The organism is Paenibacillus darwinianus, from assembly GCF_000598065.1.
In the GTDB taxonomy this organism is placed as follows: domain Bacteria; phylum Bacillota; class Bacilli; order Paenibacillales; family Paenibacillaceae; genus Paenibacillus_I; species Paenibacillus_I darwinianus.
The window spans coordinates 4,549-17,554 of the sequence record NZ_KK082145.1; the positions used below are offsets into that span (position 1 = coordinate 4,549).

A 13,006-nucleotide genomic window follows, 5' to 3' on the forward strand; every position below is an offset into this window, starting at 1 on the left:
TCTGGCCGCAGCAGCCGTTACGCGGTCGGACGTAACAATCCGCCGTCTGGAAGAAAAGAGCAAGCAGGGCGAGCGCGCGGTCGTCGACGTTCTGCGCATGATGGATGTGCCCCTGAAGCATGCTGACGGTATCGTGAACGTGAAGGGGAACGGCAAGCTGAAAGCCGGCGAATTCGACGGCGACGAGTTTACCGACGGCGTGCTGGCAATGGTTGCGGCTGCCGTGTTCGCCGAGGGCACATCGCGCTTCTATAATATCGAGAATCTCCGCTACAAGGAGTGCGACCGGATCACCGACTACTTGGCGGAGCTTCGCAAGGCTGGGGCGAACGTGGAGGAGCGGCAAAGCGAGATCATCGTCCATGGCCGCCCCGAAGGGGTCGAGGGAGGCGTCGAAATCGACGCCCATTACGATCATCGCGTCATCATGGCGCTGTCGGTTGTCGGACTGCGGGCAAAAGCGCCGATCCGCATACGCGATGCGCATCATGTCGCCAAATCGTATCCCATGTATTTCGACCACCTGCAGGCGCTCGGAGCGAAGGTGGAATGGATCGAGGGGTAACGCCCTAGGCAGGATACATATTTCAGTTCACTAGGGGAGGGCTTTTCAATGGCGTATCAAAATCCGTCCCGCGAGGAAATCAAGGCGATTCTGCAGTCGTCCGATACGATAGCGGTCGTCGGGCTGTCGGACAATCCCGAGCGTGTGTCCTACGCGGTATCGCAGGCGATGCAGGCGAAGGGGTACCGGATCATCCCGGTCAATCCCAACGCGGATACGATTCTTGGGGAGAAAAGCTACGCTTCGTTGCGCGATATCCCATTTCCGTTAGACATCGTCAATGTATTCCGCCGGAGCGAGCATTGCGCTCCCGTAGCCGAGGAAGCGGCGGCGATCGGGGCCAAGACGTTGTGGCTGCAGCTGGGCATTGAGAACGAGCAGGCTGCGGACATCGCTTCGGCCGGAGGATTGAACGTTATCATGAACCGGTGCATCAAGGTTGAGGATTCGATTTTATTGCCGCAAGGGAAATAAACCTGTTCGTGCACCGGATAAAATACATGGCTAACTCCAACAATAAGGGTGGCTTCAATCCCCTAACGGGATGTTGGAGACTATTCCCTCTGTCTAAGGAGGATACGCCGAATGTATCAACCAGGCATGTATCAGAACAACCAGTCGTTCGGGCAAACGAGTACGGGCCGTTATCAGCCAACCGGCTTTGGTCAGTCTCAGTTCCAAAGCTCGTCGGCTGCCGGTAATCAGGGTTTCGGCTATAGTCCTGCAGCCGCCATGCAAAGCCAAGCTGGCGAGGAAGTACATCCCGTGTACCGCGCGACCAATCAACGCGCTTTGGAAGGGCCGGTCATTCAGCATGCCGGTTATCAGGCAGGCGCGCAGCGGAATGCAAGCCAAGCTTCCTACGGGGGCGGCTCGATGATGGGCGGTTCGATGGGCTTCGGCTACGGGGGCGGCTCGATGATGGGCGGTTCGATGGGTTCCGGCTACGGGGGCGGCTCGATGATGGGCAATTCCATGGGTTCCGGCTTCACGGGCGGGACGATGACCGGCGGCTTCGCGGCTCAACAAGGCCAGGAGATTCACCCGGTTTACCGCGCGCAAGACCAGCGTTCGCAGGAAGGGCCGGTTATTCAGCGTCTCGGTTATCAGGCCGGCGTTCAAGGCGACTACAACCAAGGCTATGCGAACCAAGGCTACGCCAATCAAATTTATACGAACCAAGGCACGGGTATGTCCTACACGACCCCGGCCGCGCAGTTCGGATCGACCGGTTCGTACGGCCAGAACCAATTCCAGCAATCCAGCTTTCAAGGCGGTGCCGTTACACCGGAAAATCCGATTTACCGTTTGACGAACCAGGCTGCCCAAGAGGGTCCGGTTCTGTCGCAGGTCGGTTACACGGCCGGTGGCCTTGCCAGCTCGCAGTTCGGCGGATCGAGCGGCTACCAACGTTATTAATCCGTACGCTGCCGGCGCCAAGGCGGACCGTTCCCGGTCCGTCTTTTTATTTTTGACAAAAGCAGGGCCAGCGCTTACCATCGTAATAGACAACGCTCGGAGAGAAAGGAGACTCGTGTGAAGCTTATCGGGAATTTGCAGCAATTCGGGCGCGCATTGATGCTGCCGATGATCATCCTGCCTGCGGCCTCGGTGTTTCTGTTTCTCGCTACGCTGCCATGGGGAGCTTGGGGAATGGCGCCGATGGGGGGGCATTTTCAGAAGGCCGGCGAAATCTTGTTTTATGTCCTGCCGTTCCTGTTCGCGGTAGGCGTCGCCCTTGGGATTACCGGCAACGCCGGGGCCGCCGGGATGGCCGCTTTGGCCGGCATGTTCATCTATACGGCGATCACGGGCTCGTTCAGCGACCTCGAAATACAGCCGACGGTGCTGATCGGCGTGCTGATCGGGTTAACGGCCGGATACAGCTATGAGCAATTTAAAGAATTCAAGCTGCCCGAATACATACAGTTTTTCGGCGGACCGCGGTTTGTGCCGCTGTTCGTCAGCTTTCTGACGGTCGCCTTCTCGATCATTATGGTTGAAATCGCTCCCTCCATACAGACCGGCATGGCGAGGCTCGGCGATGCGGTATCGATGGCAGGCGGCTTCGGCGTGTTTTTGTACGGCTTCATTTATCGGATTCTCGTCGTGTTCGGCCTCCATCATCTCGTCAGCCATGTGTTCTGGTTTCAGGTCGGCGCGTATGAGACGGCTGGAGGAACGACCGTATACGGCGACCTTCCCCGGTTTTTTGCCGGAGATCCGACCGCAGGGGTATTTATGGCCGGCATGTATCCGATCATGATGTTCGCCTTACCCGCCATCTCGCTCGCCATCATTCAGGAGGCGAGGGAGGATTTGAAGCCGAAAATCCGGAAAACTTTTTTGTCGGCGGCCATGGCCTCGTTCCTGACGGGCGTAACCGAGCCGGTGGAATTCGCATTCATGTTCGTGGCGCCCTATTTGTTCGTTATCCATGCGGCGTTGTCAGGAATCGTGATGTGGGTGACCTATGAATTGGGGATACGTCACGGCTTTTCCTTTTCGGGAGGGGCGTTCGATTTCATCATCAATCTCCATCTGTCGACGAAGGGGTGGCTGCTCATTCCGATCGGAATCGTGACGGGGATCGTATACTATGTGCTGTTCCGGTGGGCGATACGCCGGTTCCGGATTCCGACTCCGGGCCGGGAGGAAGGGTCGCAGCTTGACGACTGGGCGGGCGATATCCCTTACCGCGCTCCGCTTATTTTGCAGGCGATCGGCGGAAAGGATAACATCATTCAGATGGAGGCCTGCATCACGAGACTGCGCCTGAAGCTGGCGAACGACAAGCTGCTGGACATCAACGCGCTGCGCGGACTCGGGGCCGCTGGCGTCATTAGGCTCGGCGGGGGCAATGTACAAGTCGTATTCGGCACGTTCTCCGAGCTGATCCGGGAGGAGATGGTGAAGGCGCTGAAGCGCGATCTGACTCGTGTTCAGTTCAGCTCGCCTGTGCAGGGGCGGATGATTCCGCTCGAGGAAGTGCCGGATCAGATTTTTGCGGCCCAGCTTGTCGGGCAGGGCGTCGCGTTTATGCCCGAGCGGGGTGAGGTGGTCTCGCCCGTGAATGGCGAAGTGATTCATCTGCACGCCTCCAAGCATGCGATCGGGATTCGAACACCGGAAGGACTCGAGGTGCTGCTCCATATTGGAATCGATACGTCTTTGCTGAAAGGTGAAGGGTTTACGTCTTACGTGCAAGAGGGAGATCAAGTCGCGCCGGGGCAACTGCTGGTCCGTTTCGACATGATGTACATCAGAAGCGCGAGCACCTCGCTTGCCACACCCATGGTCATTACGAATCCCGAAAAAGTTCGGTCATGGAGCTACGCGCCCTTCAGAGGCGTGAAAAAGGGGCAGGCGTCCGTCATGTCGGTCGTGCTGGAAGAGAGAAACGGTGGAGGAGAGAAACCATGATACAAGGGATTGGCGCTTCCGCAGGCATTGCAATCGGAAAGACATTCGTATTGCCGAATTGGGAGTGGGATCTGCCCGAACAGAAAATCGACGTGTCGGATTTGGCCAAGGAGTTCGAGCGGCTGTATGAAGGAATCCGCACCTCGAAGCATGAGATCGAGCAAATCAAGGATGAGTTGGCCGAGGTGGTAGGCACCGAGGAACGGAACATTTTCGACGCGCACCTCGCCATTCTTAACGATCCGGTGTTCATGAACGAAATACAAGGCATCATCAAGCGGCAGTACAAGGCGGCGGAGGTTGCCGTCAAGGAAGCCATCGATCATTTTGTGACGATGTTCGATCTGCTTGACGACGAATATATGAAGGAACGGGCGATCGACATCAAGGACGTGGGCAACCGGCTGCTGAAGCATTTGCTGGGTGCGCCTGAAATAACGCTTCCGGCCGATACGCAGCCTTTTATTCTGGTGGCGAAGGAAATTTCCCCTTCCCAGCTCGCCCATTTGAATCCGCAGCATGTGCTCGGCATCGTCACCGTTAGCGGAAGCACCACGTCGCACTCGGCCATTATGGCCAGAGCGCTCGGCATTCCGCTGGTGGTCGGCATCGATATGGATCTGGAAGCGCTGGTCGCCACGGGTGACCGGATGGTGCTTGACGGCAATACGGGAATCGTCATTCTGAATCCGTCGACGGAGCAGGTCGATGCTTATTCGGAGCTGCAAAACCGTCATGCCGAGCATCGGGACAGGCTGCGTTCGATCGCAGGCTTGCGGGCCGTGACGCCGGACGGCAAGGAAATAGAACTGGCCGCGAATATCAGCTCGCTGAAGGAGCTGGAAGTCGCCCTCCGGGCGGGCGCGATGGGCGTCGGTCTGTTTCGCACCGAGTTTCTGTACATGGACCGAAACAGGTTTCCGGAGGAAGAGGAGCAGTTCGAGGTATATAAAGCCGTCGCGGAACGTTTGAACGGAAGCCCGCTCATCATCCGAACGCTGGACATCGGCGGTGACAAGCAGCTCGATTATTTCGAGGTGGGCAACGAGGAAAACCCGTTTCTCGGCTACCGCGCCATCCGGATCAGCCTGGACCGGAAGGATCTGTTCAAGACGCAGCTGCGGGCCATTCTTCGGGCGAGCGCGTTCGGAAGCGTGAAGGTGATGTACCCGCTGATCTCCTCGGTCGAAGAGGTGCGCGCCGCCAAGGCGGTTCTGGAGGAAGTAAAGGCGGAGCTGAAACGAGAGGGGAAAGCGTTCGACGGCGGCATCGAGAACGGCATTATGATCGAGTTGCCGGCTGCGGTGTCGATCGCCGATTTTCTTGCCGAGGAGGTTGATTTCTTCAGCATCGGCACGAATGATCTGGTTCAGTTCGCGCTGGCCGTCGACCGGATGAACGAGAGAATATCCCATTTGTACCAGCCGTTTCACCCGGCCGTGCTGCGTATGCTGCGGTCAACCGTCGAAGCGGCGAAGAGCAAAGGGATTCATGTCGGCGTCTGCGGCGAGCTTGCGGGCGATCCGAGGGCGCTTCCGCTCTGGCTCAGCCTTGACGTTGATGAGCTCAGCATGTCCTCGCATGCGATTCTGCCCATAAAAGAAAGGCTGCTCTGCACAACGCGCAGAGACAGCCGTGAACTGCTCAATCGATTGGAGGCCTGCCGGACGGCGCAAGAGCTGATCGGCGAGTTGGAAGCATATAAGCAAACCGTGGATGCCGGCATGGCCTCGTCTTCATCGGCCAGAAACGACTCTGGACGGTAATCACGTAATCACACTTAACCGCAACGCAGTTATGAATGCCGCTGCTTCGACTTGAGCGCGTCGATGAATGCTTTGGCGTAGGGCGGCAAATCCGGAGGCCTGCGCGCCGAGATAAGATTGCCATCGACGACGACCGGTTCGTCCAGCCACTCGGCGCCCGCATTTTCCATATCGTCCCGGATGCCGGGGGTGGAGGTTACCTTGCGGCCTTCCAACATTTTGGCGGAGATCAGCACCCAGCCCGCGTGGCAGATTTGTCCGATCGGCTTGCCGGCTTCGTCCATTTCACGGACGAGCTGCAGCACCTTCGGATACCGCCTGATTTTGTCCGGCGCCCACCCGCCCGGCACAAGCAGGCCGTCGAAGTCGGCGCTGTGCGCTTCGTCGTAAGACAGATCGGCCACGGCCGGCACGCCGTACTTGCCGATATGCTTTTTCCCTTTTTCGGGGCCGGCAAAAACGACGTTCACGCCTTCCTCTCGCAGCCGGTAGACGGGATACCAAAGCTCCAAATCTTCAAATTCGTCGTCGACGAACGATAAAACGTTCATTTGATCGAGCTGCATATGTTTCCCTCCCTGATCCGGTATGATTCGTATGCTTTTCAAGTCCTATTGTAACGAAGGAGGTTCCATGAAGCAAACGGGGGGAACCGTGAATCGTTTGAAAATTAGTGCGTTGCGCTGGCTCGCGCCGGTGCTGTGGATGGGCGTCATCTTCTGGTTTTCCTCACGGGAGGGAGACGAGCTGAACGGCTGGCTGCCCTGGTTCCAGCAATGGTTTCCCGGCATGTCGGGCTTTAATTGGGGACATTTCGTATCCTATTTCATTCTGGCTGCCGCGTTCGCTTACGCATTTGGCGGGGCGTCGCTGCAATGGCGGACGAAGACGGTCATTATACTGCTCTGCCTGTTGTACGGTATCTCGGACGAGTACCACCAATCGTTCGTGCCCGGCCGGTCTCCGGATGTCCAGGATCTGATCAACGATACGCTGGGCGCCGCATTGGCGATGCTGGCATTGACCCTTCCCCCGGTGCGAAACGGCTGGCGGCGAATCTTTTCCTAAACCGCCGTTTGCGTTATCCGGTTTCGGCCCGATCCACCAGAAATTACAACCTTCCGTTTTGAAGGAGTTTGCGCTGGTCTGGTCGAATACCTTTACTCGTTACGAATACCCCTGTCAAGGGCGACATTCGCATCGAGTATGAAGGAGTGACCGATTTGCTGAAAAGATGCCCTTGCGGAACCGACATGTACATCAAAATGCGCACGGTAATATATTCGGGCAAAGTGGAAATCGACAATGTGCCGGTATATTCCTGTCCCGTGTGCAGCAGAAGCGAGGTGTTCCCGGAGGTGAAGCCTGATTTGACGGGGCTGATCGGACGGTTGGGCGCCAAGCCGGAGAAGCAGACTTTCTCGTTCAACGAATGGAATGAATGGGCGGACGTTCTGCTGAAGGCCTGCTCGGACAAAAAACAGCCCGAGCGGTCGGATATCAACCGGCTTATTGAGGAACGCGTAAATGCCCTGCTGGATATGTATCTGCTGGCCGGTTCGCTGAACGATGCCGTTTGGCGGGAGGAGCTGCAGAAGCGGCTGTCCCAGTTCAGCCGGCAGGTACCGAGTACATAATCCGTCCGTGGGCGGCCGGCTCTTCTCCGTTGCCCGTGCGCATTGCGAAAAGTAAAAAATTGTCGTATCATTACGGTAATGATTTGTTTTCACAAGTGACCGGCCCAGAACAAAATACGAATTAATGGAGAGAAGGCACGTGACGGTAACCATTTACGATGTAGCAAGAGAAGCAGGCGTTTCCATGGCCACGGTATCCCGGGTCGTGAACAACAATCCGAACGTCAAACCGCAGACGCGCAAGAAAGTATTCGAAGCGATCGAACGGCTCGGCTATCGGCCGAACGCGGTTGCGCGTGGTTTGGCAAGCAAAAAAACGACTACGGTAGGGGTCGTCATTCCCGACATCTCCAATGCGATTTTCGCGGAAGTAGCCCGTGGAATTGAAGATATTGCCAATATGTATCACTATAATATCATTCTATGCAATGCCGATAAGCGCAAGGACAAGGAAATCCGCGTCGTTAACACGCTGCTTGAGAAGCAGGTGGACGGGCTGCTGTTCATGGGCGGGACGGTGACGGACGACCATTTGCAGGCGTTCAAGACGGCGAATGTACCGATCGTGCTTTGTGCCACGACGGACGAGCACGGCACGATGCCGGCGGTTGATATCGACCATGAGGCGGCTGCGTACGATGCCGTGAAGGCATTGATCGAGCAGGGCCATCGATCGATTGCGATGATCAGCGGCACGCTTCAGGATCCGGCGAACGGCTATGCGCGTTTCCAAGGCTACAAGCGGGCGCTCGAGGATGCGGGCATCGCCTATGACGAGTCTTATGTCCGCGTCGGCAATTACCGTTATGAATCGGGTGTCGATGCGATGAAATATTTCCTGGAGCTTCCGAAGCGGCCGTCGGCCGTATTTTCCGCAACGGACGAAATGGCGATCGGGGCGGTTCACAGTATCCAGGATTTCGGTCTGAAGGTGCCGGAGGATATTTCGGTGATGAGCGTCGACAATACCAGGATGGCTTCAATGGTTCGTCCGAAGCTTTCCACGGTCGCCCAGCCGATGTACGATATCGGCGCCGTGTCGATGCGTTTGTTGACGAAGCTGATGAAAAAGGAAAATGTCGAGCAAGCGCGCGTCATTTTGCCTCATGAGCTCATTTCACGCCAATCCGTAAGAGCACTTTGATCGTTCCGTCTGCATGGATCAAGGTATGCAAGGCTGCGGCTTCGTCCTCTTTACAGACGGCGGAGCCGTTTTACATTTAGCGGCGCTGGTCATGACGGCAGTTTGCAATGATGAGAGGAGACGATTCGTGTTGAGATATGGCAAAATCGGCATCATGGGCGCGATGAAGGAGGAAATCGAGCTGCTGCACCGCCACGCCGACATCAAGGATAGCCGCTCGAAAGCGGGCATCGAATATGTGGAGGCGACGCTGCACGGCAAACAGATTGTGTTCTGCAAGTCGGGTGTAGGCAAAGTCAACGCTGCGGTTTGCACGCAGGTGCTGATCGATCAGGGCGTCGACTGCGTGTTGTTTACCGGTGTTGCCGGCGCGCTGGATCCGGAGCTTGAGGTTGGGGATATCGTCATTTCAACGAGCTGCGTCCAGCACGATATGGACGTGACGCCGCTCGGTTTCCCCCGCGGGGTGATTCCGTTCCAGGACCGTTCTTCCGATTTCACGGCCGACCCCGCATTGATCGATATGGCTGTTCAGGCGGCGAAAACGCTGTACCCCGACCATTACCGCACGGGCAAAGTATTGTCCGGCGACCAGTTTATTGCAAGCCGCGATACGGTCGCTTTTCTTCGGGAGGAAATGCACGGCACCTGCGCTGAAATGGAAGGAGCCGCTCTCGCCCAGGTATGCGCGATGAACGACGTGCCTTACGTCGTCATCCGGTCGATGTCGGACAAGGCGGACGGCGGCGCGCCTGACAGCTTTGAGGAGTTCACGGTCAAAGCCGCGAACCGTTCCTATGCGATGATCGAGGAAATGCTGAGGCATATGTAACGGATAGTGTCATGAACGTTCAAGGGCGCGGATCGGCTGATCCGCGCCCTTTGATTTTTAGCGTTAGGAGAAGCGGTTTGCTATAAGTCCTGAACGGCGATTGCCCGTGTTTTGCGGTTGGCGGCTTCGATCTCGGCGCGCCGGGGGATGGGCGTCCATGCGCTGACGTCATCCAGCCATGTTTCGGGAAGCTGCACCGGACTTTCCGGCGCCCATCGCCGGCGCCACTCGGCAGGCAGCGCCATATCGGATGCTTGGAGCGCGTGGGCGATCGGGTGGCCGGTCATCTCCAGCCACACCAGGGACCAGGCACGCGGCACCACGCGCCAAATATCATAGCCGCCGCCGCCGACCGCAACCCAGCGGCCGCCTGCATATCGGTGTGCCAGGTCATGAATGACGGCGGGCATTTCCCGATAGATCGCCATGCTGCAGTGGACGTGGGACAGCGGATCGAAAGCGTGCGCGTCACAGCCGTGTTGGCTGACGATGATGTCGGGCCGGAAGGCGGCAGCCGCTTTTTCGACCGTTTCGCGGAAGGTTTCGAGCCAGGAGTCATCCTCGGTATACGGCTCGACCGGCACATTGACGCTCCGCCCGAAGCCGTCCGCGATGCCCCTCTCATGCACGAAGCCGGTGCCGGGAAATAAAAATTTGCCGGTCTCGTGAATGGAATAGGTGAGGACGTCCGGATCGGCGTAGAAAGCCCATTGAACGCCGTCGCCATGGTGAACGTCGGTGTCGATGTACAGCACCCGCGCGCCATATCTGAGACGGATATCGGCAATCGCGACAGCCGCGTCGTTGTAAACGCAGAAGCCCGAGCCGCGGTCCGGAAACGCGTGATGGAGTCCGCCTGCCATATGATAGGCATGCTCGGCTTTGCCGGACATGACCAGCTCGGCCGCGAGCACGGAACCGCCTGTAATCAGTGAAGCGGCGGTGTGCATACCGGAAAAGTAAGGCGTATCTTCCGTTGTGAGGCCGTACCGCTCTGCGCCGGCTATGAATGGCTGCGGAGGATGGTCGATGCTTAATGCCTTGACATGCTCGATATAATCAGCGCGATGGATGAGCGACAGCAGTGCATCTTCCGCCGCTGCGGGGCGGTGCAGGTGCGTTTCGTCCAGCGCTTCGCATGTGAGGAGCAGGTCAGTGGCCAGTTCCAGCCGCTTCGGATTGAACGGATGGCTGTCGTTAAATTTGTAGCCGGCTTCTCCGGCATGGTGGATGAATGCGGCTCTCGCCGTCATGTCGGTCAACGTCCTTTCCGTAAGATTGGACCGGCCGGGTTGCTTGCCGGCCGATCAATACATGAATCGTCCCCGGAACCGGACACGGTCGAACTGCTCGACGGACGCGAGCGGGACGTCTTTCCCGATGCGCACCATCAGGCAGTTGGCCGGGTGGGAGCATACTTCGGGGTCATCCGTCGCGTACCAGATCATGTCGACGGATTTCATCAGCTTCTCCATCATCGCACGGTACTCCCATACGTTAAGACCGCTGGAATCGAGATCCCAATGCCAGTAATATTCGGTTGTGAAAACGATGACGTTCTCCAGCTGGCCTTCCGCGAAGGCGGCTCGAATCATCCGCTTGCCGAGACCGAACGCGCGGTATGCGTTCGCCACCTCGACGGCCCCTAGCTCGATCAGATCTACCATCTGGCCTTCCGACCAGCGTTCGAGCTCATCCGGGTAATGGAAGGTTACATAACCGACGATCATCGTGCCGCTTCTGGCTACGATGACACGGCCTTCCGGCAGTTCCGCAATCTCGACCAGCGCCGCGTGCTGCTCCTTCGGTCTGCGGAAAGCGTCAAGGTCGGCGTGCATCTCCAGCTCGCGAAGCATTTCGGGCGGCAGCGGCCCTTCCACGACCAGCTCACCGAGCGGAGAGCGAACCGATTCGGTCTGAAACGATTTCCGGTGTTCCACGGTATCGCCTCTATTCATTCGAAGATAGGAGTATCGTATCAAATAAGAGAAACGAAGGAAAGCGGATATAGGCGAAATCTGCGGCGGTGTGCTATAATCGGTTTGGCATTATAGCCGCGCCCGTGCGCGTTATCGGGCAATTCGCTGTGATGCGCGAGACTCACTGAAAGCGTATACTTTCGGGCCTGCGCAAGCTGGAAGTTTGTACTTGTAGGAGGTTGAGGCGAAGATGGAAAACGTGCATGACGAACGCATTGGAGCGACGGCATCGAACCCGAATTTGAAGCAATACGAAGAGACGTACGCGACTTTTCGTTTCGAAGAAGCGGAAAAAGCCTTCTCCTGGCATGAGACCGGAAAGGTCAATATGGCTTATGAGGCGATAGACCGGCATGTCCACGCCGGTAAAGGCGGGAAGACCGCCTTGTATTACAGCGACGCGGTGAGAGACGTGCAATACACATTCGCCGATTTGAGCCGGCAATCGAACCGGTTTGCCAATGTGTTGCGGAAGTTGGGCGTCGGCAAGGGAGAGCGCGTATTCATTTTCATGCCGCGCACGCCCGAACTGTATTTCAGCTTGCTCGGCACGCTGAAGGCAGGCGCGGTCGTCGGACCGCTTTTTGAAGCGTTTATGGAGACGGCCGTGAAGGACAGACTGCAGGATTCCGGCGCGACGGCGATCGTTACGACGACTGCTCTTCTCTCGCGGGTGCCGAAGGCTGAGCTGCCGGATTTGAAGCATATTATTGTGTTCGGCGACGATGTTCCGGCAGGCGACGGCATTGTCGACTTCAATCGCGAGATGGCGGCCGCGTCCGAAGAGGCCGAGATCGAATGGCTCGGACGCGAGGATGGACTCATCATTCATTATACGTCGGGATCGACAGGCAAGCCCAAAGGCGTCTACCATGTCCAGAATGCAATGATACAGCATTACTATACCGGCAAGGTCGTCCTGGATTTGAAGGAGGACGATATTTACTGGTGTACGGCCGATCCTGGCTGGGTAACCGGGACGTCGTACGGCATTTTTGCGCCATGGTTGAACGGGGCGACGAATGTGATCCGGGGAGGGCGCTTCAGCCCGCAGGATTGGTACGGTACGATCCAAAAATACGGCGTCACCGTATGGTACAGCGCTCCGACGGCGTTCCGGATGCTGATGGGAGCCGGCGATGAGGTGGTGGCGGGCTTCGATCTGTCCAGCCTGCGCCACATGCTGAGCGTTGGCGAGCCGCTTAATCCCGAAGTTGTGCGTTGGGGAATGAAGGTGTACGGCCAGCGCATTCACGACACCTGGTGGATGACCGAGACCGGCGCACAGCTCGTATCCAACTATCCGTGCATGGACATCAAGCCGGGGTCGATGGGACGCCCGCTGCCCGGCGTGCAGGCCGCGATTATCGACGATGCGGGCAATGAGTTGCCTCCTTACCGGATGGGCAATCTGGCGATTCGCACGCCTTGGCCGTCCATGATGCGGGCAATCTGGAACAACCCGTCCAAGTATGCGGAATATTTCCGGATACCCGGTTGGTATGTGTCCGGCGATTCGGCTTACCGGGACGAGGACGGCTACTTCTGGTTCCAGGGCCGCATCGACGACGTGATCAATACGTCCGGCGAGCGGGTGGGGCCGTTCGAGGTCGAGAGCAAGCTCGTCGAGCATCCGGCGGTAGCCGAGGCGGGCGTGATC

General features: G+C 57.6%; 13 protein-coding genes. 10 read left to right on the forward strand and 3 right to left on the reverse strand.

Annotated elements, in window-relative coordinates; all coding sequences use genetic code 11:
- The 5 genes from BG52_RS15260 to ptsP all read left to right on the forward strand — a co-directional run.
- The coding region (locus tag BG52_RS15260) for a 3-phosphoshikimate 1-carboxyvinyltransferase (RefSeq protein ID WP_036580473.1) at positions 1–565 on the forward strand (565 nt) is incomplete at its 5' end.
- A gap of 48 nt (positions 566–613) precedes the next feature.
- Positions 614–1,039, forward strand: a complete 426-nt coding sequence (locus BG52_RS05415; protein ID WP_036580471.1) for a CoA-binding protein — start codon at positions 614–616, stop codon at positions 1,037–1,039.
- 111 nt (positions 1,040–1,150) lie between these two features.
- Entirely contained in the window at positions 1,151–1,984 is an 834-nt protein-coding gene (locus BG52_RS05420) for a hypothetical protein (protein ID WP_036580468.1), read from the forward strand.
- A gap of 117 nt (positions 1,985–2,101) precedes the next feature.
- Entirely contained in the window at positions 2,102–3,988 is a 1,887-nt protein-coding gene (locus BG52_RS05425) for a glucose PTS transporter subunit IIA (protein ID WP_036580465.1), read from the forward strand.
- Positions 3,985–5,754: a phosphoenolpyruvate--protein phosphotransferase gene (gene ptsP / locus BG52_RS05430; protein WP_036580463.1), complete on the forward strand. Its 1,770-nt coding sequence runs from the start codon at positions 3,985–3,987 to the stop codon at positions 5,752–5,754. The genes BG52_RS05425 and ptsP overlap by 4 nt, the downstream gene beginning before the upstream one ends.
- A 29-nt stretch (positions 5,755–5,783) precedes the next feature.
- On the opposite strand, the gene BG52_RS05435 is transcribed toward ptsP, so the two are convergent.
- Positions 5,784–6,320, reverse strand: a complete 537-nt coding sequence (locus tag BG52_RS05435; RefSeq protein WP_036580460.1) for a type 1 glutamine amidotransferase domain-containing protein — start codon at positions 6,318–6,320, stop codon at positions 5,784–5,786.
- Between the two features lie 67 nt (positions 6,321–6,387).
- Here BG52_RS05435 and BG52_RS05440 point away from each other — a divergent pair, with 67 nt between their 5' ends.
- The 4 genes from BG52_RS05440 (at position 6,388) to BG52_RS05455 (ending at position 9,367) form a co-directional block, all read left to right on the forward strand.
- Positions 6,388–6,822 carry a VanZ family protein gene (locus BG52_RS05440; RefSeq protein ID WP_051587666.1) on the forward strand — a complete coding sequence of 145 codons (435 nt, stop codon included), beginning with the start codon at positions 6,388–6,390 and terminating at the stop codon, positions 6,820–6,822.
- Between the two features lie 146 nt (positions 6,823–6,968).
- On the forward strand, positions 6,969–7,391 hold the full coding sequence (locus tag BG52_RS05445; protein WP_317628391.1) for a hypothetical protein: 423 nt from the start codon (positions 6,969–6,971) through the stop codon (positions 7,389–7,391).
- Positions 7,392–7,530: 139 nt separating this feature from the next.
- Positions 7,531–8,535 carry a catabolite control protein A gene (ccpA, locus tag BG52_RS05450; protein ID WP_036580454.1) on the forward strand — a complete coding sequence of 335 codons (1,005 nt, stop codon included), beginning with the start codon at positions 7,531–7,533 and terminating at the stop codon, positions 8,533–8,535.
- Between the two features lie 130 nt (positions 8,536–8,665).
- A complete protein-coding gene (locus tag BG52_RS05455; protein ID WP_223298925.1) occupies positions 8,666–9,367 on the forward strand; it encodes a 5'-methylthioadenosine/adenosylhomocysteine nucleosidase in 702 nt (233 codons plus the stop codon).
- Positions 9,368–9,447: 80 nt separating this feature from the next.
- Here BG52_RS05455 and BG52_RS05460 read toward each other — a convergent pair whose 3' ends face one another.
- Both BG52_RS05460 and BG52_RS05465 read right to left on the reverse strand, forming a co-directional pair.
- A complete protein-coding gene (locus tag BG52_RS05460; RefSeq protein WP_036580451.1) occupies positions 9,448–10,620 on the reverse strand; it encodes an acetoin utilization protein AcuC in 1,173 nt (390 codons plus the stop codon).
- A 54-nt stretch (positions 10,621–10,674) separates the two neighbouring features.
- Positions 10,675–11,307, reverse strand: a complete 633-nt coding sequence (locus tag BG52_RS05465; protein ID WP_036580448.1) for a GNAT family N-acetyltransferase — start codon at positions 11,305–11,307, stop codon at positions 10,675–10,677.
- Between the two features lie 229 nt (positions 11,308–11,536).
- On the opposite strand from BG52_RS05465, the gene acsA reads away from it, so the two are divergent.
- On the forward strand, positions 11,537–13,006 hold a 1,470-nt coding region (gene acsA / locus BG52_RS05470; RefSeq protein ID WP_036666948.1), incomplete at its 3' end, for an acetate--CoA ligase.